Genomic DNA, 23,870 nt, shown 5'->3' with positions numbered 1-23,870 from the left:
CCCCCCCCCCCCCGCCCCCCCCCCCCCCCCCCCCCCCCCCCCCCCCCCCCCCCCCGCAAGGTCAGGCGAAGATCGCCTCGCAGCCCGTTCCGGCCAGCGCCGTATCGACCCGGGCGCGGTCGGTTGCGGCGAGGGCGGCGTATTCCTCGCGCAGCCACATCAGGCACTTGGCCTGGTAGGCGAAGGGCTGCATCACCCACGGCTTGCCGTCGATCTGCGCCTGGACCTCAGCGGCGCCGGCCTGGACCGCCGCGGCGTTGGCGAGCAGCAGCGGCGAATAGGTGCGGCCCGCCTCGCCGAGGATCGCCGTCAGGGTGGCGGGCAGGGCGCCCACGTCGAACCAGTCTTCGGGCTTGGGGTCCTCGCCCGACAGATCCTCCATCAGCAGCACCCAGGCGGCGACCCGTTGCGCGCGGGCGTGGGTGAGGGCCATGGAGGTCGGGTCGAAGTGAACGAGCTGGGTCAGCTGGCCGTAGATCGCGAAATCGGCGGCCGAGGGGCGGTCGCCCAGCAGGAACCGGTGGTCGCGCAGATGGGCCTCGAAAAGGTCGATGAAGCGGACGTAGCTCGCCTCGATCACCGGGCCGGTGACCGGGTTGGAGCCCACATAGCGCAGGCGCGGGATCTGGCGCTCGGCGACCCCCTTGCCAGCGGCCTGGAGCTCCGCGTCGGGGAGACGCGCCCGGGTGTAGGCCGGCAGGACGGCCGAGGCCTTGGCCACGTCGGCCTCGTAGGCCCAGCGGTAGTGGAACATCGCCTTGGTCAGCCACTCGTCGCCGAAATCCTCGAGCAGGGCGTCGATCAGCGCCAGGGCGGGGTCGGCCGGCCGCGCCTCGCGCCCCGCATGCTCCCGTTCCAGCCGCCGCAGGATGGGGGTGGAGTCGGTCGTCGCCACCAGCGCGCCGTCGGCGTCGGGGAAATAGAAGGTGGGCAGCAGCGACACCTTCGGACGGGGCAGGTGGGGCGCCTCGTGCGAGAGCTGGATGACGCTGTAGGGGATGTGGCGGTAGCGCAGCAGGGCCAGCATCTTGCGGGTGTAGGGCGAGCCCGGCACGCCATTCAGCAGCACCCGTTCCGTCGTTCCCATGCATCCCTCCCGTTGTGTTCGTTAGGGCCCATGATAAAACCGTAATTCCGGTTCGCAAACGGATATTCTCGGGAGGCGGGTTTGAGGGCGACGGACTGCGAAGTGGTGCTCTATGGGGCGCCGTCGTCGCTCTACACGGCCAAGGTGCGCGCCTTCCTGCGCGCGAACGCCATCCCCTACGAGGAGCGCTTCCCGTCGCACCCCCGCTACCGCGCCACGGTGCAGGCGGCGGCGGAGAGCCATCGGATACCGGTCGTCGAATTCGCGGACGGGACCGTGGTGCAGGACACCACGCTGATCCTGGACGAGTTGGAGCGGCGCCATGCGCCGACGGCCAACGCGGGCCTGGGACCGCGCCAGCGGCTGGTCACCCATCTTCTGGAATGCGTGGGCGATCGTGGGCTGACCAAGCCGGCCATGCACTTCCGCTGGAGCTTCCCGGAGATCAACGAGGCCTTCCTGGTCGGCGAGTTCGGCCGCTCGCTGCGCTTTCCCGGATCGCCCGAGGATATCGAGCGCCTGGGCCGGCGCGTGGCGTCCAAGATGGCGGGCTACCTGCCGATGCTGGGCATCGAGGCGCGCACGATCCCCGTCATCGAGGCGGCCTACGCGCGGGTCCTGGCGCGCCTGAACGCGCACCTGGCGGAGCATCCCTACCTGCTGGGCGGAGCGCCGACGCGGGGCGACTGCGCGCTGATGGGGCCGCTCTACGGACACCTGGGACGCGATCCCTATCCCCTGCAGATCCTGCAGCGCACCGCGCCGCTGGTGTTCCGCTGGATCGAACGGATCAATGGCCAGGAGGCCGTGACGCCGGAATTCCCGCACACGCCCCGCGCGCCCCTGCCGGACGACGCGGTGCCGGACACCCTGGCGGAGGTGCTGCGCGAGGTGTTCGTCGGCTATGGGCCGGAGCTGCTGGCGTCCGCCGAGCGCCTCGCCGCCTGGGTCGCGGCGAACCCGGAGGCCCCGCCGGGGACCCTCGTGTCGCCCGAGGGGGCGGACCAGCCCGCCCTGGGCCCCGTGACGTTCGACTATCACGGCGTGGAGATGCGCCAGCAGGCGCAGGGCCATTCGCTGTGGGTGCTGCAGCGGGCGCTGGACCACGTCGCCGGCCTGGACGGCGAGGCGCGGCGGGCGTGCGAGGCGCTGGCCGAGGCGATCGGCGTGGGCGCGCTGCTGCGGCTGCGGCTGGCGCGGAGACTGACCCGGGTGCGGAGCCGGCTGGCGGTGGCCTGAGCTCAATTCACCGCCCGCGCCTGGCCCGCCCAGAAGGGATCGCGCAGTTCGCGGCGCAGAATCTTGCCGGCGGCGTTGCGCGGGATGGCGTCCACGAAGTCCACGCTCTTGGGCGCCTTGTAGCCGGCGATGTGCCCGCGGCATCGGGCGATCAGTCCGGCGGCGTCGGCGGGAGCGCCGGGCCGCAGCACGACGATGGCCTTCACCGCCTCGCCCCAGCGGGTGTCGGGCACGCCGATGACCGCCACGTCGGCGACGCAGGCGTCCTTGGCCAGCGCGTTCTCCACCTCGGCCGGATAGATGTTCTCGCCGCCGGACACGATCATGTCCTTCACCCGGTCGTGGATGTAGAGGTAGCCGGCCGCGTCGAAATAGCCGGCGTCGCCGGTCCGCAGCCAGCCCTCCACGATGGTCCGCGCGGTGGCCTGCGGGTCGCGCCAGTAGCCGCGGGTGAGCGTCGGCCCGCGCACCACGACCTCGCCCACCTCACGCGCGTCGCACGGCGCCCCGTCGGGGCGCACGACCGCCACGTCCACGCCGGGCACGGGGCGGCCGCACGAGGTGAGCCGGGCGTCGTCGTGGTGGTCGGCGGGATGCAGCATGGCGACCGGCCCCGTCGCCTCGGTCATGCCGTAGCCCTGGGCGAAGCCGCAGCGGAACACCTGGCGCGCCCGCTTCAGCACCGTCTCGGAGATCGGCGAGCCGCCGTAGGTGATGAGCTTCAGGGCGGAGAAGTCGCGGTCCTCCACGCCCTCGACGTCGAGGCACATCTGGATCATCGCCGGCGCCAGGGTGGCGCGGGTGACCCGCTCGCGCTCGAAGACATCCACCACCTCGGACGGCCGGAACTGGTCGACGGTGATCAGCCGCGCGCCGGAGCGCAGCGTGCGCACGACCATGTTGAGGCCATTGACGTGGAAAAAGGGCGCCGGGGCGAAGGTGATGTCCTCGTGGGTGGCCTGGTTCCAGTCGAAGCCGCTCGTCACCCGGTGCGAGGCGGCGTAGTTGGCGTGGCTGAGCTGGACGCCCTTGGGCAGGCCGGTGGTGCCGCTGGTGTACATCTGCACGAACACGTCGTCGGGTTCGACGGGGACCATCGGATCGAGCGCCGGCTGGCTGTCGCGCCAGGATTCGTAGCCGTCGCCGACGATCAGGACCTGGCCCGCGCCGGCCAGCACGTCGGCGGCGTCGCGCGCGAGCCCGGCGAACTCCGGCTCGGCGATCAGCACCTCGGCCTCGCCGTGCTTCAGGATGTAGCGGACCTCGGGCGCCGCCAGCCGCCAGTTGAGCGGCAGCAGGACCGTGCCGGCCTTGAGCGAGCCCGCGAGGACCTCCAGGAACACGTCGGAGTTCTTGGACAGGATCGCCACCCGGGCGCCGGACCGCAGGCCCGCGCCGGCCAGGCCCTGGGCGACGCGGCTGGCCCGCGCGTCCAGCTCGCCATAGGTGATCTCGCGGCCCGCGAACCGGCAGGCGACATGATCGGGCCGTTCCGCCGCCTGGCGGCGCACGGCGTCGCCCAGCACCCTGTCCAGGACCTGCTCCATCTCATCCTCCCGCACGGCTCCGATTGACAGCCCGGACCCTTGTGCAGAGTATGAAGCGGAATTCACGTTCCGGAAAGAGAGCGTGGCGGGGAGGATGCAGATGGCGGTGACCGCCGGTTCGGAAGGCGCGGGCGAGCGCGCGCCGGCGCCCGTCGCCGCGATCAGCGCGGTCCAGGCCTACTACGCGCTGGGCCTCCTGATGGTGGTCTACGTGATCAACTTCGTGGACCGGCAGGTGCTGTCGATCCTGATGGAGCCGATCCGCAAGGACCTGGGCCTGTCCGACACCCAGCTGGGCCTGCTGTCGGGCCTGGGCTTCGCCCTGTTCTACGCCGCCGCCGGGCTGCCGATCGCGCGCCTTGCCGACAAGGTCTCCCGCCGCAACATCATCGCCGGCAGCCTCGCGGTGTGGAGCGGCATGACCGCGCTCTGCGGCCTGGTGACCAGCTTTCCGCAGCTCTTGCTGGGCCGCATCGGGGTGGCGGTGGGCGAGGCCGGCGCGGGCCCGGCGTCGCACGCGCTGATCGCCGACCTGTTCCCGCACGGCAAGCGGGCCACGGCGCTGGCGGTGTTCTCGACGGGCGTGCCGATCGGCATCCTGATCGGCCTGTTCGCGGGCGGATGGCTGAACGACACCTTCGACTGGCGGACCGCCTTCGTGGTGGTGGGACTGCCGGGTATCCTGGTTTCGGCCGTGGTGATGCTGACGCTGCGGGAGCCGCCGCGCAGCGCCGACCACGCCGGCGAGGCGGAGGGATCCTGGCTCGACGCCCTCAAGGCGCTGCTGAAGATCCGGGCCTTCAACTACCTGGTCCTGGGGTCGGCCCTGCACGCCTACACGTCGTACGGGGCGCTGCAGTGGAATCCGGCCTTCATGATCCGCATCCATGGGATGTCGACGGCCGAGGCCGGGCTGGCGCTGGGGCTGATCTCGGGCCTGACCGGCATCTTCGGGACGTTGGGCGGAGGCTGGATCGCCGACCGGCTGGGGCGGCGCGATATCCGCTGGTACGCCTGGACGCCGGCGGTGCTGATGGCCATCCGCGTCCCGTTCTACCTCAGCGCCTACCTGGCGGACGACGGGGCGACGGCCATCGCCTGCCTGATCATCCCGGGCCTGCTGGGCAACAGCTTCACGGGCCCGGTCTACGCGACGATCCAGACCCTGGCGCCGCCGCGCACCCGCGCCTTCGCCTCGGCCTGCATGCTGTTCGTGATCTCGCTGATCGGCTTCGGCCTGGGCCCGCTGCTGATCGGGGTGTCGAGCGACGTGCTGACGCCGTCGTTCGGACAGGACGCGCTCGCCTACGCCCTGTGCCTGGCCGTGGTGGGCGACCTGATTTCGGTGGGCTTCTTCCTGCTCGCCGCCCGCAACCTGACACCCGAAGTGGCCGGGAACGCGCCATGACAAGCAAATCGAAGGGGAACGCCATGACGTCGAGGAAAACCGCCCTGCTGCTGGGGGCCGCGATGGCCCTGCTGGCCAATGCGCCGGCCCTGGCCCAGGACACGAGCGAGGTCGAGGCCGTCGTGGTGACGGCCCAGAAGCGGGCCGAGAACATCCAGGACGTGCCGATGGCCGTCTCGGCCGTCAGCGGCGACCAGATCGAGAAGCGCGGCGTGACCAGCGTGACCGAACTGGCCCGCTTCCTGCCCAGCGTCCAGATCACCCAGTCGAACAACAACCGCAACACGACGATCTTCGTCCGCGGGGTCGGCACTTCGGGCACCAACCCGGGGATCGAGGCCAGCGTCGGGGTCTTCCTCGACGGCGTGTACCTGCCGGCCGCCGGGCCGATCCAGGTCAACCTGCAGGACATCTCCAGCATCGAGGTGCTGCGCGGGCCCCAGGGCACGCTCTACGGCCGCAACACGCCGGTGGGCGCCATCAACATGACGACCCGGGCGCCCCAGCACGCGCCCGAGGCGATGCTGACCGGCACGCTGGGCAACTACAAGGACATGCGGCTGAGCGGCTATGTCGGCGGCGGCATCACCGATAACCTGGCGGGACGGCTTTCCTTCTGGGTGGCCGACCGCGAGGGCTACGAGCACAACCTGTTCACCGACGACGACGTCAACGGCAGCTCGCAACGCGGCGCGCGCGGGCGGCTGAAGTGGGAGCCGACGGACGACATCGACGTCAACTTCATCGCCTACTACGCGCACATCAACTCGCATTGCTGCACGCCGGACATCGTCAATCCGACGGGTCCGCGCGGCATCGCGACGCCGGGATTCCTGGCCGCGAGCGCCGCGGCCGGCCGGCCGTTCCGCAACTTCGACGGCAAGGACCACGTGGTCGACGACGACTACGAGGGCCGCAACGCGACCGACAGCTACGGCGCCTCGATCCAGGTGGACAAGGACCTGCCGGGCGGCCACACGCTGACGTCGATCACCGCCTACAACGCCTACGACGACAACATCACCCAGCTCGCCGCAGACGCCGTGCCGCTGGACATCACCCGCGGCTTCCAGCGCCTGCTGGCCGAGGTCTATTCCGAAGAACTGCGGATCCTGTCGCCGACCGACCAGCGGCTCGAATACATCGCGGGCGTCTATCTGTTCCGCGAGAACATGCGGTACGACACGCAGACGGTGGCCGGGGCCGGAACGACGCGGGTGTTCCCTGGCAACGCCCGTGTGCTGCCGGGCGAGTCCAACCATTTCTTCTATCGCCAGGCGACCGAGAGCGCGGCGGCCTTCGGCCAGTTGACCTTCAACGTCACCGACCGCTTCCGGGTCACGGGCGGCGCCCGCTATTCGTGGGACAAGAAGGACAGCTACATCGCCAGCGTGAACAGCCCGGTGGGCACGCCGCAGTTCCGTTCGGCCTATCCGATCAACGTCGTCGGCGAGGTCGGCCGCAGCGAGAAGAAGTTCACCTGGTCGCTGGGCGCCCAGTACGACATCACACCCGACATCATGGGCTATGTGCTCGCCGCCACCGGCTACAAGACCGGCGGCTTCAACGCCCGCGCCGCAGCGCCGAACACCCCCTACGAGTTCGATGCCGAGAACTCGATGAACTATGAGATCGGCGTCAAGTCGACGCTGCTGGACGGCGCGCTCGTCCTGAATGTCGACATCTATCGGACGACCCTGAAGGACTTCCAGGACTCGCTTCTGAACCCGATCACCGGAACGGGCTTCATCGTCGGCAACGCCGGCGAGCGGCGCTCGCAGGGCGTGGAAGCCGATGCGCGCTGGCGCCTGACCCGCGAGTTCTCGCTGAACGGCAGCCTGTCGTACAACGACGCCGAGTACACCGACTACACGGCGGGGCAGTGCTACGCGGGCCAGACCGCCAACGGCAGCCGGCCGGGCTCGTGCAACTTCAATGGAGTCAGGCCCTCCCAGAACCCGAAGTGGCAGTGGAGCCTGGCGGCCGCCTGGAACCACGACCTGAGCTTCAAGGACCTGGCGGTCTTCGCCCAGGGCGACATCGCCTACACCTCCGAGCAGTACCTGACGCCAACGCTGGATCCGCGCTCGTTCCAGGGCGCCTATACCCTGCTCGGCCTGCGGGCCGGCGTGCAGGCGCAGGACGGCCGCTGGCGCCTGTCGGCCTATGGCAAGAACCTCTCGGACAAGTCGTTCTACCTGCAGACCTCGCCCCACCCGCTCGGCTTCCTAATCGGGGCGGGCGGGACGACGGCCGTCGACTCGTTCGTCGGCTGGTACGGCCCGCCGCGGACCTACGGCGTCGAGCTTCAGGTCAGGTTCTGACCGGTCGGCCCCTCAAGGGCCGGCACATCCGACGGGTGGTCCCGGCGCGGCTTCGAGCGGCCGGGACCGAACGTCGTTACGATTGGAAACGTCGCGGCAGGCGGCTAAACCGCAAGACGAGCACCGAAGGATCCAGATGCCGAAAGCCAGTCCCCTGGCCGATCCGAACTGGACCCGGCCGGCGTACCAGACCCGCAGCCGCGAGCAGCGGGATCGCCTGCTCAAGGCCGGCGAGCGCGCGTTCGCCGCGAAGGGGTATTGGCAGACGCATCTGACCGACATCGCCAAGCGGGCGGGCTGTTCGGTCGGCAGCTTCTATCGCCGGTTCAAGGACAAGGAAGCCTTCTTCCTGGCGCTGCAGGCCGACATGGCCGCCCGCGCCGAGGCGAACATCGCCAAGTTCTTCGAGGACCCGGCCCGAGCTGACGAGACCCTGGAGGAGTTGCTCAACCGGCTGACCCACAACACCGCGCGGACCATGCGCGGCATCGAGGGCTACTACCGGGCGCTGTTCGAGCTCAGCCTCCGCGGGCAGGACGTCTGGCCGCCCATGCGGCGCGTGGAGGCGATCGAGGCGGAATTCCTCGTAGCGCTGCTGAAAGCGCGCGGCGTGGCGATGGACGACAAGATCCAGGACCGCGCCCACCTCGCCATCCGCATGATGCACGGGCAGATCATCTCGGCGATGCTGCACGGGCCGGGGCCCTGGGGCGCCGGCGACCCAGAACTGCACCAGGAGCTGGCGCTCATGCTGATCCGATACCTGCGGATCGAGGGCGCCGCGGACACCCACAACAGATAAGGATCCCGAGGGGATCGCGGAGGAAAGCCATGGCGGGGATCTATCGGATCTTCGGATCGGAGATGTCGCCCTATTCGGTGAAGGTGCGCTCCTATTTCCGTTTCAAGGGGATTCCGCATCGCTGGATTCCCCGCAACGCGGCGAGCGACGAGGACTACAAGCGCTTCGCCAAACTGCCGATCGTGCCAACGGTGGCGACGCCGGAGGACGAGGGCGAGCAGGACTCGACGCCGATCCTGGAGCGCGCCGAGGCCCGGTTCCCCGAGCCTTCGATGCACCCGGCCGATCCCGTGCTGGCGTTCCTCTCGGCGCTGATCGAGGAGTTCGGCGACGAGTGGGGCAACAAGCTGATGTTCCATCACCGCTGGTACGCCGATGTCGACCAGGCGGCCTCGGCCCAGACGCTGGCGCGCCTCAGCCTGCCCAACGGGACGACCGATGAGGTGGCGGAGCGGACGCGGATCGTCCGCGAGCGGATGACCGGACGCGGCCATTTCGTCGGCTCCAGCGACGCGAACGCGCCCCTCATCACCGCCTATTACCTGGAGCTGCTGGATCTGCTCGAGGCGCATTTCCAAGACCGGAAATACCTGTTCGGCGCACGGCCCTCGTTCGGGGATTTCGGCCTGTCGGCCCAGCTCTACGAGTGCTCCGTCGACCCGACCTGCGGCGGCATGATCCGGGCGCGGGGACCCGCGGTCCTGGACTGGTGCCACCGGATGCTCGAGCCGCGCGCCGACGGCCTCTTCGAGGGGTGGGAGAGCCTGCGCCCGACCCTGGCGCCGCTGCTGGCCTATGTCGGCCGCTACTTCCTGCCCTGGTCGGCGGCCAATGCGGCCGCTCTGGCCGCCGGCAAGGCGGAGTTCAGCGTGATGCTGGACGGAAAGGCGTATGTGCAACCGCCGCAGAAATACCACGCCAAGTCCCTGGCCGCCCTGCGCGCCCGGTACGCCAGCGTCGCCGGCGACGCCGACCTGGCGGCGATCCTGGACGACGCGGGCTGCCTTCCCTTCCTGACGGCTCCATAGGCCGCGTCGAAGCCGTCAACCCGCTTGCCAGGAGCGGAATTGCGGTTCACATTACTGGCGATTAGGGAGTGCGGCGTTGGGCGTGATCGACTTCGATCGGCCGGCCGCGCGCGACACCCGCACAGGGGCGCGCGCGATCAGGGGGCGGGTAGCCCGGATTCTGCGCGAGCCCCTGCTGCACTTCTTTGTCGTGGGCCTCGTCCTGTTCCTCGCCGGCCAGGCGTGGCGGACGGCGCAGGATCGCCACCGGATCGTGGTGACGCCGGGCCGCGTGGCCGAACTCGCCGAGAAATACCGGCTGCAATTCGGCCAGACGCCTTCGCCTGCCGAGCTCGAGAGCGTGGTGGTGCGCTACGCCCGCGAGGAGGCGCTGTTCCGCGAGGGGATGGCCATGGGCCTCGATCGCGACGACGAGATCGTGCGCCGGCGGATCGCCCAGAAGGTGGAGTTCCTGCACCAGGACCGGGCGCTGCCGCGCGAGCCGTCGCAGGCGCAGCTGAAGTCGTGGTTCGAAGCCCATGCCGCCGACTACGCGACGCCGGTCCGCACCACCTTCACCCATCTCTATTTCTCGCCGGACCACGATGGCGATCCGCAGGCGCGGGCCGTTCAGGCGCTGACGGCGCTGCGGGCAGGCGCCGGACCCGATGCAGTGGGCGCCGACGCGTTCCCCGACCAGGCCGCCTATGTCCGCGTCGCGCCGGACGAGGCCCGGCGGCTGTTCGGGGACAGCGACATGGCGCGGCGGCTTTCCGCGGCGCCGCTGGGGACGTGGTCGGGGCCCTATAGGTCCGGTTACGGCTGGCACCTCGTCGCGGTCCAGGCGCGGGAGGAGGCCGGCCGGCCGCCCTTCGACGCCGTCAAGGACCGCGTGCACGAAGACTACATGGCGGCGGCCCAGCGCGCGGCGAACACCGAAGCCATCGATCGGCTGCTGGGCCGCTACCGCGTCGTCCGTGAGGACGTGAAGTGAGGGGGCTCGCGGCGCTCGTGGCCCTGCTGCTCGGCCTGCTGGCGCCGGCATGGGCGGCGGCGCACGAGGTCCGGCCGGCTCTCCTGCAGATCACCGAGCCCAGCCCCGGCCACTACGAGGTGTTCTGGAAACAACCGGTAATGGGGGACGTGGCGGTGCGCCTCTCGCCACACCTGTCGGGCGGCTCGCTGGAGGCGCGGCCGAGCGACGAGTACGCCGCCCCCGGCTTCCTGGTCCGCACCTGGTCGATCGAGTCGACCGCGCCGCTGGACGGCCAGAAGGTCACGATCGCCGGCCTCGAGAAGACGATCACCGACGTCCTGGTTCAGGTGGAGGCGGCGGACGGACATCGTCTGGAGGCGGTGCTGACGCCCGACCGCCCGACCCTCGACCTCACGCTCTCCTCGCCGCCGACGCCCGGGGTCCCGGCCTACCTCAAGCTGGGTGTCGAACATATCCTGACCGGTATCGACCATCTGGCGTTCGTGCTGGGCCTGCTGCTGCTGGTGGGCGCCAACCGCAACCTGATCAAGGCGATCACCGCCTTCACGGTCGCCCACAGCCTGACCCTGGCCGCGGCGGCGCTGGGCTGGGTGCATGTTCCCAGCGCGCTGATCGAGAGCCTGGTGGCGCTCAGCATCGTGTTCGTGGCCGCCGAACTGCTGCGCACCGGACAGCCGAGCCTGACGCGACGCCATCCCTGGGTGGTGGCCTTTACCTTCGGCCTGCTGCACGGGCTGGCCTTCGCTGGCGCGCTCGCCGAGATCGGCCTGCCGCCGAAGGGGGTGGTCGCCGCGCTCTTCCTGTTCAATGCCGGGGTGGAGATCGGCCAGCTGGTCTTCGTGGGCGTGGCGGTCGTCATCATCCTGCTGCTGCGCCGCCTGCGGGCGATGACGCCGCGCGACCTGTCCCAGCCGGCCCGGCTGGTCCCCGCCTACGCCATCGGCTGCTTCGCCGCGCTCTGGTTCATCGAGCGCGTCGGGGTGGCCTTCCAATGACAAGAAATTAGCCCGGAGAAACGTCCATGGCGCGCCACTGGCCCCTCGTGATTTCCGCCCTGATCGTCGCGGGCTGCACCGCGCAGGCCGACACCGCCGCCAAGGCGCCCGCCACGCCGGCCGAGACAGCGGCGGCTTCGGCGGCGGACCGCCGGGCCTGGTTCGGCGAACTGCACCTGCACACCAGCTATTCGTTCGACGCCTGGGGCCTGATGGCCACGAAGACCACGCCCGACGACGCCTACCGGTTCGGCAAGGGCGAGGCGGTGAACATGAACGGCCAGATGATCCGGCGCGGCTGGCCGCTCGACTTCATGGCGGTGACCGACCACTCGGAGAACATGGGCCTGCTCAACGCCCTGGACGATCCCGAGAGCGAGCTGTCGAAGAGCGATATCGGCCGCGAGATCCGCAAGGACACGTCCAAGAGCTTCTACATGCTGCGCGAGGCCAACGCGCAGGGCCGCAGCATCCCGGGCCTGGACCCGGCGCAGGCCCTGAAGACGGCCTGGGGCAAGGAGGTGGCGGCCGCCAACGCCAACTATCAGCCGGGCAAGTTCACCACCTTCATCGGCTACGAGTGGTCGCAGATGAACGAGGGCAAGTACAACCTGCATCGCAACGTCATCTTCTCGGGCAGCCGGTCGCCCGCGCCCTGGTCGTCGGCCGACTCCGCGAAGCCGGAGGACCTCTGGACGTATCTGGAGAAGGCCCGCGCCGACGGCATGGAGGCCATCGCCATCCCGCACAATGGCAACGCCTCCAACGGCCTGATGTACGACTGGGTGACCAGCGAGGGCCGGCCGATCGACGAGGCCTATGCCGAGCGGCGCCTGCGCAACGAGCCCCTGACAGAGATCGTCCAGAACAAGGGCCAGTCCGAGACCCTGCCCGAGCTCTCGCCGAACGACGAGTTCGCCAACTTCGAGGTCTACGACGTGCTGATCACCCAGCGCGACGTGAAGGGGAAGGTGAACGGCAGCTACATCCGCCAGGCCTTCGGTCGCGGCCTGGTGATCCAGCAAAAGGCGGGCGCCAACCCCTACAAGTTCGGCGTGGTCGGCGGCAGCGACTGGCACAACGGGATCTCGGCGTCCGAGGAGAACGCGACCGCCGGAACGCCGGGCGGCGTGGATCCGAAGGTCAACCTGCCCACCGGCGACGCGGCCAAGAAGCTGCTGGGCATCATCGAGACGCGCGCCCTGATCGACGACGCCGCGGCCAAGGCGGGCCGCCCGCCCGCCGTGGCCAACCCGATGATCAACGGCAGCGCCGGGGTCACCGGCGTGTGGGCGGAGGAGAACACCCGCGAATCGATCTTCGCGGCGCTGAAGCGCAAGGAGACCTTCGCGACCTCCGGCACCCGGATGAAGGTGCGCTTCTTCGGCGGCTGGAACTATGCGCCCGGCATGACCGGCCGCGCCGACTGGGTGCGGACCGCCTACCGGACCGGCGTGCCCATGGGCGGCGACCTGCCGCCGCGCCCGGCCGCCGCCGCCGCGCCCAGCTTCATCGTCCAGGCGGTCAAGGATCCCGACGGCGCGAACCTGGACCGCGTGCAGGTGGTCAAGGTCTGGCTGGAGGGCGGCGACTACAAGGAGAAGATCTTCGAGGTGGCGCTCTCGGGCGGGCGCAAGGCCGACCCCAGGACCGGCAAGGCGCCCCCCGTGGGCAATACGGTCGACCTGAAGACCGGCGCCTACAAGAACTCGGTCGGGGCCTCGGTGCTGCAGACGGTCTGGCGCGATCCCGAGTTCGACCCGGCCAAGCCGGCGGTCTACTACCTGCGGGCGCTGGAGATCCCGACGCCGCGCTGGACCACCCTGCTGGCGATCAAGAACGGCCTCCCGATCCCCACCAAGGCGCCCGCCACGATCCAGGAGCGCGCCTATTCCTCGCCGATCTGGTTCACGCCGCCGGGGGGCCGAACCGCCCAGGCCAGGCCGGTGAGGGTGGCCCAGCGCTGAAGCGGCTGCCCGCGTCGGCTGGCGGGGTTCAAGCGTCGGGAGCGGGCCGCTTGGGATAAGCCTGCCTGGCGTTTATCTCGCGGCCGCGAACACATTCGCGGCCCCGGCGCCAAGCGGCGCCAGGGACAGGGTCGGGAGTCCGACGAAAAAGCTGCTGCACTGCGGAACATTCCAGCCCGCCCCAGGTTTCTGGTTCGCCGCGCTCGCGCGAGCACCGGGGGGTATCCCGCCCCGCGGTCCTTGGGGATGTGACACGGATGAACCTGAAACCACTCTACGCCCTGGCGGGCGCAGCGGTCCTTGCGGCGGCTGCAACCACGGCGAACGCCGCGGTCGTCTTCGTGGGCTACCAGACGACGCTGAACCCAGACGAAGTGCTGGTGACGAACTTCGAAGGCGGTCCGACCTTCGGCGACGTGCTGTTCTCGCAGCTGGGCTATAGCCTGACCGGGACGGGCAGCCTGTTCACGGGCTCGGAACGCGGCGTCAGCGCGGCGCCGGCGTTCAGCGCCACGACGCAGGACACCACCCAGTACCTGAGCCTGGGCGGCGGCAAGACCGCGACGCTCTCCACGCCGAAGCTCGCCGCGATCAGCTTCTACGTGGGCTCGCTCGACGCCCACAACAGCTTCACCTTCCAGCTGGCGGACGGGACCAGCGAAGTGGTGACGGGGGCCGAGCTCGCGGCGCTGCCGGGCATGAGCGCCAACGGCAGCTGGACCAACTTCACCAGCAACGGCCGGCTGACGTTCAGCTTCGACAGCGACATCACCGGCGTGACCTTCGCGGCGGGCGGGAACTCGCTGGAGATCAGCGACATCGCCGCGCTGACGGGGATCGTCGTGCCGGAACCGACGGCGTGGTCGATGATGATCCTGGGCTTCGGTGGCGTGGGCGCGCTCGCGCGTCGCCGCCGCCTGACGGCCGCCATCGCTTAGCGGGCTGCTAAGCGACGTCGATCGGAAAGCGTGTCTTTCGGGGCGCCGGGCTCAGGTCCGGCGCCCTTTTCTGTGGAGTTCAGGCCACGCGGCGGGCCGTGCGCGCGTGAGCGTGGGCGATGGCCACGGCGAGGGCGTCGGCGGAGTCCGACGCGGTCTTGCCGGCCGTGGGGAGGAGCCGGGCGATCATCCAGCCCACCTGCGACTTGTCGGCGCCGCCCGTGCCGACCACGGCCTTCTTGACGACGGTGGCGGCGTATTCCGCGACGGGCAGGCCGGCGCGGGCCGGTACGATCATGGCCATGGCCCGCGCGTGGCCCAGCTTCAGCGCCGACTGGGCGTTGTTGTTCATGAAGGTCTCTTCGACCGCCGCCTCGTGCGGCGCGTGCTCGGCGATCACCGCCTCGATGGCCGCGAACAGCGTCAGCAGGCGCTCGGCGAAGGGCAGGGTGTCCTTGGGCGCGATGACCCCGTGGGCCACATGGCTGATCCGCGCGCCCTCACAGGCGATGACGCCCCAGCCGGTGCGGCGCAGGCCGGGGTCGATGCCGAGGATCCTGACGGGCGGAGGGCGAATCGGAGCGTTCATCGTCTGTTCCGGACAAGATGCCCGAACGACGAAGGCGCGGGAATGGTGAAGCGACGGTAAACGGTCCGCTCAGCGCCAGAAGTGGAAGGCGTCCCAGCCGGCCTGCATGGCCTGGGGCGGCACGCCCAGGGCGGCGGCCAGGGTTACGGCGACGCCGAACAGCAGGTCGCTGAAGCCGGGCAGCAGGAAGATGGCGGCCAGCAGGATCAGCATGGCGAGACCCTCGGCCTTGCGGATCGCCGGCGCCCAGGCGGCGGGCAGGAAGGGGCGGATGGCATTGAAGCCGTCGAGGCCCGGCAGGGGCAGCAGGTTGAGGATCAGCGCGGTGGCCTGGAGGAAGGCCAGCATCGCGAGCGCGGCGAACAGCGGGCCGGCGAGCGGCAAGGTCAGCACCAGCGCCAGGAACAGGAGCACGAGCAATGTCGCGCCCGGTCCGGCCAGCGAGGCGGCGGCCCGCCAGGCGGGGCTGCGCATCAGGTCGTTGCGCAGATAGACCGCGCCGCCCGGGAAGCCGATGCCGCCGAGCGCCAGGGCGATCAGCGGGATCACCAGGCTGGTGCCCAGGTCGCCGTAGCGGCGGGGGTCGAAGGACAGGTAACCCTTCTCCGCCACCGTGTGGTCGCCGGCCAGCCAGGCGACGCCGGCATGGGCGAACTCGTGCGCCATGACGGCCAGCACCCACCCGGCGAGGATGAAGGCGAAGGTGAGCGGGGTCTTGGCCGGCGGCGTCAGCACCAGCGCCGCGCCGAGCACGACGAAGGCGGCCAGCAGGGCCAGGCCGATCAGATTGTTGGGCGGGGCGACGGGCTTCGCCGGGACTGCGGTCATGAGCGCAGAGATAGGGGCATTCCTCGCCTGAGAGGAGCCCTGGCTTGACTCGCGTCTACAGCAGAGCTGCCATCGTAGCTGTCGGGGGAGGCTATCATGGACGACGGGATGGCGGCGGGGGCCGCCCTGAACACGCGCGAGCGGCTTGACGGCCTGCTGTCCGAGATCATCGAGCATCCGGAGCGGCGCGTGGAGATCTCGGAGGAGATCGAGCGCGATTTCACCCAGCGTCGCGCGCTGCTGGTGCTGGACATGAGCGGCTTCTCGCGAACCACCCAGGTGCACGGCGTGGTGTCGTTTCTGCTGATGATCCACCAGATGCGCCTGCTGGCGGTGCCCACCATCGAGGGCTGCGACGGCACGCTGGTGAAGGCCGAGGCCGACAACCTCTATTGCCTGTTCGACCGCGTAGACCAGGCGGTGAGCGCGGCGAAGGAGATCATGCGCCAGCTCAGCACCGTGAACGTGCTGCTGCCGGTCACCCGGCGGCTCTACGCCTCGATCGGCATCGGCTACGGCGACATCCTGGTGCTGGGCGAGCGCGACCTGTTCGGCGACGAGGTGAACCTGACGTCCAAGCTGGGCGAGGACGTGGCCCAGGGCGGCATGATCCTGCTGACCGAGGCAGCGCGGCGCGAGCTGTCGCCCGAACTGAAGACCGAGGAAGAACGCGCGAGTATTTCGGGGCTGGCGCTGACGTATCACGCGCTGGCTTAGGGGTTTCAGCCCTTGTGGATAGGGTCGATCCAGGGGACGCCTTCGGGCTTCTCGGCGGGGTCGATGTCCAGGTTCACGACCACGGCTTCGCTGTCGGAGCGGACCAGGACGCAGGAGAGCGGCTCGTCGGTGGAGGCGTTGATCTCCTGGTGTGGGACGTACGGCGGCACATAGATGAAGTCGCCGGGGCCGGCCTCGGCGGTGAACTCCAGCCTCTCGCCCCAGCGCATGCGCGCGCGGCCCGAGACCACGTAGATGACGCTTTCCAGCGGGCCGTGGTGGTGGGCCCCGGTCTTGGCGTTGGCGTGGATGTGGACGGTTCCGGCCCAGAGCTTCTGGGCCTCCATGCGCGCGCGGTCGATGGCGACGGCGCGGTCCATGCCAGGCGTGGTGGCCGTGGCGGGGGCGAGCTGGTCGCCGGGCACGACGCGGACGCCGGTGTGCTTCCAGCCGTCCTCGGGGATGTCGCCCGGCTTGGGGACCTCGTCGCTCATGGCCCGCGACGCTAGCCCTTCCGGGCGGCCTCCACCAGGGCGCGGATCATCCAGCGGCGGACGCGCGCGGCCTCGGCGTCGTCGAGCTGGAGCACGTCCTTGAACACCACGCGGGTCTCGATGCCGAGCAGCAGCGGCAGGGCCTTGGCGAGCAGGTCGTGCTGGGCGGGGGGGAGCGGCGGATCGGCCGCCGCCAGGGCTGCGGCGACGAGCGGGCTGCGGCGGTTCTGGCGGACGGGGGTCTCGCCGGGCGGCTGCTGGACGGTGCGGGCCAGCAGCGCGCGCAGGGGCGCCTCGTTGGCGAGGACCAGGGCCGACAGCGCCGTCTCGACCTTCTCCACGCGGGCCAGCACGTCGGTCGAACGGTCGCCGCCGAACAGGCTGTCGGGCGTGGGCGTGTCCATGTGGACCGCCGCCTCGGACATCAAGGCGTCCAGACCGGGGAAGTAGCGATAGGCGGTGGCGCGCGAGACCAGGGCGGCCTCGGCGATCTCCTCGAAGCTTGGGGAATGCCCGCCGCGGCTCAGTCGGATGGCCGCCTCGAGGAGATCCCTGCGCGTGCGCAGGCGGCGGTTCTGGCGCGGGCCTCCCGGCGCGGGGCTCACTGCGGCAGCTGTTGGAGAATGGAAGCCAGGTCGATCCACACGTTCTCGCGCTTCATCCGGCCGTCATCGGCGTATTCGACCACGTGCAGCAGGCGGAATTCCAGCGGCCGGTCACGGCCTTCCAGACCGAAGGGGCGGCCGGGCGCGCGGCCCTTCCACAGGCTTTCGTCGACCAGGAAGTCGTCGCCGTACAGGCGGCGCAGGGTGGTGATCTTGCCGTCCGTGAGGTCGGCGAACAGGCCCTCGTAGAAGCCGCGCGCGCCATCGGGGCCTACGGTGGGGCCGGTGGGCGAACCGACGATGTCGTGCTCGCAGTCGGGCGTCAGGGTGGCCAGCACGCCGGCCACGTCGTCGGCCTGCTCGTAGCCGAAGTGCTCGTCGATGCGGGCGTCCATCTGGGCGCGGGTGAGGGGCATGGGGCGGCGCTCCGTCGTTCGTACGGTCGCGCTTATATCTGAGACTAAAGTCTCAAATCAAGACGAATGTCTCATTTCGGTGGCGGAGAGGTCGTCGGTGCGGCGGACGCCGGCGCTGGCGTCGTCGCGGGCGGTGCGGCCTCGGTCGTCGGCGGAGGGGCCGGCGCGGGGGCGGGCGGCGTGGCGGCCACGCGCGAGACGCGGACGATGCGCACCGGCTTGACCAGCATCTCCCCTTTCATGGCGCCCTCGCCGCGATTGGGATCGGTGGGCATGACGATGATCTTGCGCACCACGTCCAGCCCGTCCACCACCTGGCCGAAGGCGGCGAAGCCCGGGTTGGCCTTGGGGTTCTTGGGGTCGGCGTCGAGGTAGCTCATGTCCCCGAGCGTGATCGACCAGTCGGCCTGGGCAGAGCCCGGTGCGTGGCGGCCCATGGAGATCGTCCCGTCCGTCTTGTGGGTCAGGCCGGTCTTGATCGTCGACTCGTGGGCGATGGGCGGCAGCACCTTCTTTGGGTCGTTCTGCAGGCCGCCCTGCACCAGGCCGTAGTCGTTGCCGGCATAGCCCGGCGGCTTGGAGGCCCGGTAGAAGCTGGCCCCGTTGAACAGGCCGCGGTCCACGTACTTGAGGTAGTTGGCCACGGTGATCGGCGCCTTGTCGGCATAGAGCTCGACCACGATGTTCCCCTGCGCGGTCTCGATCTTCACGCGGGGGTTGGGCTTGGCGGCGGGCGCGGGGGATGGCCCCGGCTGGGCGTGCGCGGCGGAAACGGCGAGGGCGGCGGCGAGGCCGAGGAGGGTGCGGCGGAGCATGCGCGAGACTAACCCTCCGGGACGCGGCTCCGCCAGTCGGCGTCGCGGGTGATCGTGATGCCGATCAGTTGGAGGAAGCTGACGGCCGGGATCGACTTGCCGGTCAGGGGCTGGCGCGCCTCGATATAGAGGGGGACGACGGTCCAAGCGGGCGGGAAGGCCTTGAGGTCCTTGTCGGGCATGGCGCCCAGGTGCGGACAGCGCTGCAGCGAGGCGTTGGCGCAGCGGAAGTGCAGGGGCGCGATGGCGCCGCAATCCAGCACGACGCGGTCGTCATCGAGGTCGGCGGGCAGGGCGTGGGCGAAGCCGCGGGCGCGCAGCACGCCGGCGGCCTGAAAGCGGCCGGTCTGGCTCCACCGGTCGTTGTCGGGGGTGGGTTGGCCGCACATGGGACAGAGCAGGGCGCGCACCGAATCGCGCTGCCGGCGCAGGTGGTTGCGGGAATACATCGGCTTGCCGACGCCGGGCTTCCACGCCTGCAGCGCCGCGATCTGGCCGTCGACCGTGGGGCAGGGCCCGATCCCGCCTGGCTGTTCCTCGGACCAGCTGGTGACCCAAGGGACGTCGACGCCGACTTTGAGCCGGGAGGGGACTACGGGCTGCATTTGAAGAAGGTATCCGTCTGACCGGTCGAGAGAATTCGTCCGCCCCGCAGCACTAGGGCCTGACCGCGCGAGGCGCAAAGGCGGCGTGCCTTGCCGCCCGTGCTGACGGTGGCCTCGATGCGCGAGACGACCTGCGCCGAACGGCCGTCGGCTCCGATGCGAACGCTAACGATGCGGCCCGTCTCGCGCGCCGCGCCTCTGGCCCGGGCCTTACGGCTCTGCGCGTGCGCCTCGGCCAGGGTGGACGTGCCGTACGGCACAGGGGGCTTGTCGCCGACGTAGGCCTGGTCGGTGAAGCGGGCGTCGGGGGTGAAGGCGCCGAAGAAGCGGTCGAGCGCCCCGGCGTTCCAGGCATCCTGCTGGCGGGCGACGAACGCGCGGGCGGAAGCGTCGGTGATGGCGGTGTCGGCGCGCGCGGGGGTGGCCGCCAGGAATAAGCACGCAAACAAGGCTGCTATCCCGGCCGAAGCGCCGGGACCTAGGAAGGTTTGCGGTGCGGTCGCTGTTTGTCCCGGCTCTGCGCTTGGCTGCGGCCGGGATGACAGGCGTTCTATGAACATGGGGATCCGGACCGGCGCTTGGCTATCGTTCCTCTAACGCGCCAGCCAGCGCATGCGGTAGCCGTTGATGGCGGTGTCGCCCAGGCGTTCCAGCAGGCGCCAGTTGACGAAGGCGCCGATGGGAGCGCCGACGACGGGGATCATCTGGGCGAGTTTCGCCAGGTCGATGTAGTCGCGGTACTCGCGCTGGAACGCGCGCCAGTCGAAGTGCTCGAAATCCGTGGGGTGTTCGCGGTCGTCCCAGCCCTCCAGGCCCTGGAACACCTGGGCGCGGTGGTCGGCGCCCGAGAAGGCGAGCTGGAACAGCGCGAGGATGTAGAGCCGTTCCTCGAACCGGTCGGCCTGGTGGCCGTAAATGGCCGACAGGTCGAACAGGAGCTTGATCTTGATGACCAGCAGGGCCGGGAAATCGGCGAGGGCCAGCCAGAAGCCGCCCGCGCCCGCGACCCCGCCTTCGACGGCGGCGGTCTTGCGGTAGGCGTCGAGCGCGGCGAGCGCCCGGCGGTCGCGCTGGGCCAGGGACTCCCCGATCACGGGCGGGGCGGTGGTGAGGTCGGCGCCGGTCAGGATGGTCCGCGTCAGGCCCTCGATCACGCTCGTGACGGCGGCGTGGACCTTTTCGGGAATGATGCGGTTTATGCGACCCTGGACGCCGCGCGCGGCCCGATCCAGCGGGCCGGGCGGTTTCAGGACGCCGGCGCGCCAATGGGTCACCTCGCCCCGCGCCCAGGTCTCATAGGCCTGGTCGGTGAGACCGGCGGGTGGCGCCGCGCGGGCTATCGGACGTTCACCAGCTGCACGATCCAGGCGGCGAGCGCCGTGAGGACGATGCCTGTGAGCAGGCCGCGGACGAACGCGCCGTTGCGCTCCCACCAGATCCGGCGCGCGCGCATGCGCTGGGCCCGATCGACCTTCCGTCTCTGCATGGCGTTCCGTTTCCCCCCGACTGGCGGCTGTTCTAGCTCACCGGGCGGCAGGCGGTCGAATCCGGAACTTCGGTCGGCGACCGCACTATCTGGCGGCGGCGTCGACCTGACGCAGGGCGGCGTTCAGCCAGCCGCTCTCGTTGGAATTGCCCGACTTCGCCAGCAGCGCCTTCAGGGCGTCGCGGCGGGCGGCGAGGGCGGCGGGGTTCGTCGGTTCGGCGGCCAGGGCGGCGCTGGTCAGGCGCAGCGCCAGGGCGGGCTGGCCCTGAGCGTTCAGCTCGGCGGCGCGGGCGGCGATGGGAGCCGCCCCGCCCGCCAGTTTCGCCAGCTCGCCCTGCGCCTCGGTGGGCGAGACCGGGTACATGGTGGCCGCGTCGCCGTCGAACCAGCCGGCGTAGCCCTCGTAGATGCCGCGCACCGACCAGGCGACCTGGCCGTAGCCCTCGCCGATGTCGAGCTGGGGCGGCAGCTTGATGGTCTTCATCAGCGTGAAGACGTCCTTGCCCTCGTTCATGCCCTTCACCGTCGCGTCGTGAACGAAGAGGATGGCGTCGCGGTACTTGGTGAGGGCGGCGCGCACGTTGTCGGCGCCGACCACGGGTTCGCCGTGGCTGGGGAAGACCACCTCGGGGTTCAGGGCCATCACCCTGTTCAGCGAGTCGACGTACTCCAGCGCCTTGCGCTGCTCGGTGCCGCGCAGGGTGTAGAGGTTGGGGAACGAGCCGTAGAAATTGTCGCCGATGAAGGCGGCCTTCAATTCCGGGACCCAGACGGTGAGGTGGTCGGGGGTCTCGCCCGGCGTGGCCATCAGCCGGAAGGTGAGGTCGCCCACCTTCAGGGTCATCTCCTTCTCGAACAGGATGTCGGCCAGCTTTGGCGCGGCGTGGTTGCCGGGGTTTGGGTTGGGGACCGCGCGCCCAGCGGAATTGTCGTACTGGGCGGCGTTGCGCAGGGCGTAGAAGCCGGCGAGGCGGGTCTGGTAGTCCAGGAACTCCACCTCGTGCGCCTGGCCCACCACCTTCGTGCCCGCGCCCTTCCAGAGCGGCACGCCGCCGGTGTGGTCGCCGTGGCCATGGGTGAGGATGATGTATTTCACCGGGGCGTTCGACACGGCGGTCAGCAGCCTGTGATGGCGCTGGGCGGGGCCGGGCATGGAAGTGTCGACGATGACGTTCCCGGCCTTGGTGGTGACCATGTAGGTGTTGCCGAAGCCGATCGCCTGGTGGACGCGACCGCCCGCGAAATGCAGCGCCTCGGTCTGCTCCGCCCCGGCGCGGGTCGGCTGGGCGGCCGTCAGCGGCTGGGCCTGCGAGGCCGTCGCCCACAGGGACGCGAGAAGCGAAGCGGCGGCGGCCAGGGCGAAGGTGCGCATTGCGGGAAGTCCTTGAATTCAGAGCCGCGCAAGCTCGACCGGCCAGGAACTTCGGTCAATCGCGCGTCAAGGGTTGATCCGATGGCCGAGGGCTATAGGTTCGCCGCGTCGGGGGGTCGTTCCGGAGCGTGTATTGGCGGACGACCAAGAGCTCGCTGCCTTCGCGCGCGAGCACATCAGATCCGTCTGGGCGGTCGAGCTTCTGCTGCTGCTGCGACGGGACGTCGAGCGCTGTTGGGCGCCGGACGAGCTTGTGCGCGAGCTGCGCGCCAGCACGACACTCGTGCGCGACAACCTGTCGAGGTTCGAGAAGAGCGGCCTGGCCGTCGAGGACGACACCGGCTGCTGGCGCTATGCCCCGGCGAATGGCGTGATGGATGATCTGGCCCGCCGGCTCGAGGCGGCCTACCGTGAGCGGCCCGTGGCGATCATCAACCTCATCTCGGCCCCGCCCGACCCCATCCAGGGCTTGGCCGACGCGTTCAAGTGGCGAGGGGAGAAGTGATGTCAGAGCTCGGCCCCTCCCTGGTCTATGCGCTGTGCCTGGTCGCCAGCCTGGCCTGCGCCGTCCTGCTGTTGAACGCGTGGCGGCACACCCGCTCCCGCCTGTTGTTCTGGACCGCCCTCGGCTTCGGCTTCCTGGCGGCGAACAACCTGTTCCTGGTGGGCGACCTGGTGCTGTTCCCGACGATCGACCTCTGGCTCTGGCGGCAGGCGGCGTCGGGCTGCGCGGTGGCGGTGCTGCTGTACGGCTTCGTCTGGGAGGCCGAACGGTGACGCACCCGGATCCGATCCTCGCCGCCTACGCCGCCGGCATCCTGACGCTGGGCTTCCTGGCGGTCGGGCTGTTCTTCCTGAAGTTCTGGCGACGTACGCGCGATGGGCTGTTCCTGGCCTTCTCGGTGGCCTTCGCCCTCCTTGCCTTGAACCAGGCGGCCCCGGTTCTGCTCGACATCCCGAGCGAGAACCAGGGCTATATCTACCTGCTCCGCCTCGCCGCCTTCGTGCTGATCATCGCGGCGATCCTGCGGAAGAACTTCGGGCGGCGCTAGCCTCCTCGCCCCTCTCGCTTCGCGGGGGGGAGGAGGGCTACTTCGCTTCGGCCTGGCCCTTCATCGTGGCCATGACTCCGGCGAACATCTGCTGGCGGCGGGTCTTGTTGGCGTCGCGCTGCTCGGCCGGCACCGTCGTCTGGTCGAAGAACAGGCTGTAGACGAGCTTCGAGGTCGTTTTGCTCACCGGGCGGATCTCGACCGTGCCGTGGTAGAAGATCTTCGGGTCGACGTCGGCGTAGGTGTAGGACAGCGGCGTCACCGCCACGATCACCTCCTCGATGCGGCCGGCGATCTTGCGCACCGCGCCCAGCTCGCCGTCCTTGCCCGAGGTGATCTCGCAGGTCGTCTTCAGCCAGGGGCCGATGTCGCAGTACTTGTTGAGCTTGGCCCAGGCGGTCTCGGCCGGGACGTTCAGCGCCGTCTCCTGGACGATCGAGACGTAGTCGCCGGCGGCGTGGGCCGCGCTGGACAGGCCGAGCGCGGCGGCGCAGGCCGCGAGGCCGGTGACGATCTTCATTCTGGGCTCCCCATTTGGTTTATGCGGGGACCATACCGAAGCTTCCGTTCCGGCGCCTAT

At 70.1% G+C, this 23,870-nt stretch carries 27 protein-coding genes; 13 read left to right on the top strand and 14 right to left on the bottom strand.

The annotated features are described in order from the left end of the window. Positions 1-61 precede the first annotated feature (61 nt). Complete coding sequence (locus ACODSY_RS23970; RefSeq protein WP_488954422.1) at positions 62-1,087, bottom strand: glutathione S-transferase C-terminal domain-containing protein; 1,026 nt, start codon at positions 1,085-1,087, stop codon at positions 62-64. An 81-nt stretch (positions 1,088-1,168) separates the two neighbouring features. Here ACODSY_RS23970 and ACODSY_RS23965 point away from each other — a divergent pair, with 81 nt between their 5' ends. Then, a complete protein-coding gene (locus tag ACODSY_RS23965; protein ID WP_488954421.1) occupies positions 1,169-2,326 on the top strand; it encodes a glutathione S-transferase family protein in 1,158 nt (385 codons plus the stop codon). A gap of 2 nt (positions 2,327-2,328) precedes the next feature. On the opposite strand, the gene ACODSY_RS23960 is transcribed toward ACODSY_RS23965, so the two are convergent. Further along, positions 2,329-3,873 carry a long-chain-fatty-acid--CoA ligase gene (locus ACODSY_RS23960; protein WP_488954420.1) on the bottom strand — a complete coding sequence of 515 codons (1,545 nt, stop codon included), beginning with the start codon at positions 3,871-3,873 and terminating at the stop codon, positions 2,329-2,331. A 100-nt stretch (positions 3,874-3,973) separates the two neighbouring features. Between ACODSY_RS23960 and ACODSY_RS23955 the strand changes: the two genes are divergently transcribed. The 8 genes from ACODSY_RS23955 to ACODSY_RS23920 all read left to right on the top strand — a co-directional run bounded on the left by ACODSY_RS23955 (position 3,974) and on the right by ACODSY_RS23920 (position 14,311). Beyond that, a complete protein-coding gene (locus tag ACODSY_RS23955; RefSeq protein ID WP_488954419.1) occupies positions 3,974-5,281 on the top strand; it encodes a spinster family MFS transporter in 1,308 nt (435 codons plus the stop codon). Between the two features lie 23 nt (positions 5,282-5,304). Further along, positions 5,305-7,605 (top strand): TonB-dependent receptor, encoded by a 2,301-nt coding sequence (locus tag ACODSY_RS23950; protein ID WP_488954418.1) that lies wholly within the window; start codon positions 5,305-5,307, stop codon positions 7,603-7,605. Between the two features lie 136 nt (positions 7,606-7,741). After that, positions 7,742-8,407 (top strand): TetR/AcrR family transcriptional regulator, encoded by a 666-nt coding sequence (locus tag ACODSY_RS23945; protein WP_488954417.1) that lies wholly within the window; start codon positions 7,742-7,744, stop codon positions 8,405-8,407. Between the two features lie 29 nt (positions 8,408-8,436). Continuing rightward, on the top strand, positions 8,437-9,435 hold the full coding sequence (locus tag ACODSY_RS23940; RefSeq protein WP_488954416.1) for a glutathione S-transferase N-terminal domain-containing protein: 999 nt from the start codon (positions 8,437-8,439) through the stop codon (positions 9,433-9,435). Between the two features lie 82 nt (positions 9,436-9,517). Continuing rightward, positions 9,518-10,408 (top strand): peptidyl-prolyl cis-trans isomerase, encoded by an 891-nt coding sequence (locus ACODSY_RS23935; protein WP_488954425.1) that lies wholly within the window; start codon positions 9,518-9,520, stop codon positions 10,406-10,408. After that, positions 10,405-11,406, top strand: coding sequence for a HupE/UreJ family protein (locus ACODSY_RS23930; RefSeq protein ID WP_488954415.1), 1,002 nt, complete (start codon positions 10,405-10,407; stop codon positions 11,404-11,406). The genes ACODSY_RS23935 and ACODSY_RS23930 overlap by 4 nt, the downstream gene beginning before the upstream one ends. Positions 11,407-11,432: 26 nt before the next feature. Then, positions 11,433-13,373 (top strand): DUF3604 domain-containing protein, encoded by a 1,941-nt coding sequence (locus ACODSY_RS23925; protein ID WP_488954414.1) that lies wholly within the window; start codon positions 11,433-11,435, stop codon positions 13,371-13,373. 257 nt (positions 13,374-13,630) lie between these two features. Then, positions 13,631-14,311 (top strand): PEPxxWA-CTERM sorting domain-containing protein, encoded by a 681-nt coding sequence (locus tag ACODSY_RS23920; RefSeq protein ID WP_488954413.1) that lies wholly within the window; start codon positions 13,631-13,633, stop codon positions 14,309-14,311. A 79-nt stretch (positions 14,312-14,390) separates the two neighbouring features. On the opposite strand, the gene ruvC is transcribed toward ACODSY_RS23920, so the two are convergent. Then, positions 14,391-14,900: a crossover junction endodeoxyribonuclease RuvC gene (ruvC, locus tag ACODSY_RS23915; RefSeq protein ID WP_488954412.1), complete on the bottom strand. Its 510-nt coding sequence runs from the start codon at positions 14,898-14,900 to the stop codon at positions 14,391-14,393. A 69-nt stretch (positions 14,901-14,969) separates the two neighbouring features. Beyond that, positions 14,970-15,728, bottom strand: a complete 759-nt coding sequence (locus ACODSY_RS23910; RefSeq protein ID WP_488954411.1) for a site-2 protease family protein — start codon at positions 15,726-15,728, stop codon at positions 14,970-14,972. A gap of 96 nt (positions 15,729-15,824) precedes the next feature. On the opposite strand from ACODSY_RS23910, the gene ACODSY_RS23905 reads away from it, so the two are divergent. Beyond that, positions 15,825-16,445: an adenylate/guanylate cyclase domain-containing protein gene (locus ACODSY_RS23905; RefSeq protein ID WP_488954410.1), complete on the top strand. Its 621-nt coding sequence runs from the start codon at positions 15,825-15,827 to the stop codon at positions 16,443-16,445. Positions 16,446-16,450: 5 nt separating this feature from the next. Here ACODSY_RS23905 and ACODSY_RS23900 read toward each other — a convergent pair whose 3' ends face one another. The 9 genes from ACODSY_RS23900 to ACODSY_RS23860 all read right to left on the bottom strand — a co-directional run bounded on the left by ACODSY_RS23900 (position 16,451) and on the right by ACODSY_RS23860 (position 22,238). Beyond that, the gene (locus ACODSY_RS23900; RefSeq protein WP_488954409.1) at positions 16,451-16,939 is read right to left on the bottom strand and encodes a cupin domain-containing protein; all 489 of its coding nucleotides are present in this window, start codon (positions 16,937-16,939) and stop codon (positions 16,451-16,453) included. 11 nt (positions 16,940-16,950) lie between these two features. After that, on the bottom strand, positions 16,951-17,544 hold the full coding sequence (locus ACODSY_RS23895) for a TetR/AcrR family transcriptional regulator (protein WP_488954408.1): 594 nt from the start codon (positions 17,542-17,544) through the stop codon (positions 16,951-16,953). Next, positions 17,541-17,960 (bottom strand): ester cyclase, encoded by a 420-nt coding sequence (locus ACODSY_RS23890; RefSeq protein WP_488954407.1) that lies wholly within the window; start codon positions 17,958-17,960, stop codon positions 17,541-17,543. The genes ACODSY_RS23895 and ACODSY_RS23890 overlap by 4 nt, the downstream gene beginning before the upstream one ends. A gap of 71 nt (positions 17,961-18,031) precedes the next feature. Next, a complete protein-coding gene (locus ACODSY_RS23885) occupies positions 18,032-18,775 on the bottom strand; it encodes a peptidylprolyl isomerase (RefSeq protein ID WP_488954406.1) in 744 nt (247 codons plus the stop codon). 8 nt (positions 18,776-18,783) lie between these two features. After that, a complete protein-coding gene (locus tag ACODSY_RS23880) occupies positions 18,784-19,380 on the bottom strand; it encodes a hypothetical protein (protein WP_488954405.1) in 597 nt (198 codons plus the stop codon). After that, the gene (locus ACODSY_RS23875) at positions 19,368-19,829 is read right to left on the bottom strand and encodes a nuclear transport factor 2-like protein (RefSeq protein ID WP_488954404.1); all 462 of its coding nucleotides are present in this window, start codon (positions 19,827-19,829) and stop codon (positions 19,368-19,370) included. Before ACODSY_RS23875 ends, ACODSY_RS23880 begins: the two co-directional genes overlap by 13 nt. A gap of 144 nt (positions 19,830-19,973) precedes the next feature. Beyond that, entirely contained in the window at positions 19,974-20,654 is a 681-nt protein-coding gene (locus ACODSY_RS23870) for an EcsC family protein (RefSeq protein WP_488954403.1), read from the bottom strand. Positions 20,655-20,716: 62 nt separating this feature from the next. Next, positions 20,717-20,866 carry a hypothetical protein gene (locus tag ACODSY_RS23865; RefSeq protein WP_488954402.1) on the bottom strand — a complete coding sequence of 50 codons (150 nt, stop codon included), beginning with the start codon at positions 20,864-20,866 and terminating at the stop codon, positions 20,717-20,719. An 85-nt stretch (positions 20,867-20,951) separates the two neighbouring features. Then, entirely contained in the window at positions 20,952-22,238 is a 1,287-nt protein-coding gene (locus ACODSY_RS23860; RefSeq protein WP_488954401.1) for an MBL fold metallo-hydrolase, read from the bottom strand. 133 nt (positions 22,239-22,371) lie between these two features. On the opposite strand from ACODSY_RS23860, the gene ACODSY_RS23855 reads away from it, so the two are divergent. Genes ACODSY_RS23855 through ACODSY_RS23845 form a run of 3 tightly spaced genes read left to right on the top strand, consistent with a single transcriptional unit; the run spans position 22,372 to position 23,290 of the window. After that, the gene (locus ACODSY_RS23855) at positions 22,372-22,743 is read left to right on the top strand and encodes a hypothetical protein (RefSeq protein WP_488954400.1); all 372 of its coding nucleotides are present in this window, start codon (positions 22,372-22,374) and stop codon (positions 22,741-22,743) included. After that, positions 22,743-23,015: a DUF5985 family protein gene (locus ACODSY_RS23850; RefSeq protein ID WP_488954399.1), complete on the top strand. Its 273-nt coding sequence runs from the start codon at positions 22,743-22,745 to the stop codon at positions 23,013-23,015. Before ACODSY_RS23855 ends, ACODSY_RS23850 begins: the two co-directional genes overlap by 1 nt. Next, on the top strand, positions 23,012-23,290 hold the full coding sequence (locus ACODSY_RS23845; protein ID WP_488954398.1) for a DUF5985 family protein: 279 nt from the start codon (positions 23,012-23,014) through the stop codon (positions 23,288-23,290). Before ACODSY_RS23850 ends, ACODSY_RS23845 begins: the two co-directional genes overlap by 4 nt. Before the next feature lie 37 nt (positions 23,291-23,327). Here ACODSY_RS23845 and ACODSY_RS23840 read toward each other — a convergent pair whose 3' ends face one another. Beyond that, complete coding sequence (locus ACODSY_RS23840) at positions 23,328-23,810, bottom strand: SRPBCC family protein (protein ID WP_488954397.1); 483 nt, start codon at positions 23,808-23,810, stop codon at positions 23,328-23,330. Positions 23,811-23,870: the final 60 nt, after the last annotated feature.

Source organism: Phenylobacterium sp. FG114, from assembly GCF_057809855.1.
The sequence above is the reverse complement of the archived record's forward strand: the minus strand, read 5'-3'. Positions and strand labels throughout refer to the sequence as shown.

Coding starts and splice junctions, on each gene's coding strand:
- ACODSY_RS23945 (WP_488954417.1), top strand. CDS start 7,742: ATGCCGAAAGCCAGTCCCCTGGCCGATCCGAACTGGACCCGGCCGGCG.
- ACODSY_RS23900 (WP_488954409.1), bottom strand. CDS start 16,939: ATGAGCGACGAGGTCCCCAAGCCGGGCGACATCCCCGAGGACGGCTGG.
- ACODSY_RS23960 (WP_488954420.1), bottom strand. CDS start 3,873: ATGGAGCAGGTCCTGGACAGGGTGCTGGGCGACGCCGTGCGCCGCCAG.
- ACODSY_RS23955 (WP_488954419.1), top strand. CDS start 3,974: ATGGCGGTGACCGCCGGTTCGGAAGGCGCGGGCGAGCGCGCGCCGGCG.
- ACODSY_RS23950 (WP_488954418.1), top strand. CDS start 5,305: ATGACGTCGAGGAAAACCGCCCTGCTGCTGGGGGCCGCGATGGCCCTG.
- ACODSY_RS23925 (WP_488954414.1), top strand. CDS start 11,433: ATGGCGCGCCACTGGCCCCTCGTGATTTCCGCCCTGATCGTCGCGGGC.
- ACODSY_RS23885 (WP_488954406.1), bottom strand. CDS start 18,775: ATGCTCCGCCGCACCCTCCTCGGCCTCGCCGCCGCCCTCGCCGTTTCC.
- ACODSY_RS23940 (WP_488954416.1), top strand. CDS start 8,437: ATGGCGGGGATCTATCGGATCTTCGGATCGGAGATGTCGCCCTATTCG.
- ACODSY_RS23840 (WP_488954397.1), bottom strand. CDS start 23,810: ATGAAGATCGTCACCGGCCTCGCGGCCTGCGCCGCCGCGCTCGGCCTG.
- ACODSY_RS23910 (WP_488954411.1), bottom strand. CDS start 15,728: ATGACCGCAGTCCCGGCGAAGCCCGTCGCCCCGCCCAACAATCTGATC.
- ACODSY_RS23890 (WP_488954407.1), bottom strand. CDS start 17,960: ATGCCCCTCACCCGCGCCCAGATGGACGCCCGCATCGACGAGCACTTC.
- ACODSY_RS23905 (WP_488954410.1), top strand. CDS start 15,825: ATGGACGACGGGATGGCGGCGGGGGCCGCCCTGAACACGCGCGAGCGG.
- ACODSY_RS23860 (WP_488954401.1), bottom strand. CDS start 22,238: ATGCGCACCTTCGCCCTGGCCGCCGCCGCTTCGCTTCTCGCGTCCCTG.
- ACODSY_RS23850 (WP_488954399.1), top strand. CDS start 22,743: ATGTCAGAGCTCGGCCCCTCCCTGGTCTATGCGCTGTGCCTGGTCGCC.
- ACODSY_RS23880 (WP_488954405.1), bottom strand. CDS start 19,380: ATGCAGCCCGTAGTCCCCTCCCGGCTCAAAGTCGGCGTCGACGTCCCT.
- ACODSY_RS23865 (WP_488954402.1), bottom strand. CDS start 20,866: ATGCAGAGACGGAAGGTCGATCGGGCCCAGCGCATGCGCGCGCGCCGG.
- ruvC (WP_488954412.1), bottom strand. CDS start 14,900: ATGAACGCTCCGATTCGCCCTCCGCCCGTCAGGATCCTCGGCATCGAC.
- ACODSY_RS23970 (WP_488954422.1), bottom strand. CDS start 1,087: ATGGGAACGACGGAACGGGTGCTGCTGAATGGCGTGCCGGGCTCGCCC.
- ACODSY_RS23920 (WP_488954413.1), top strand. CDS start 13,631: ATGAACCTGAAACCACTCTACGCCCTGGCGGGCGCAGCGGTCCTTGCG.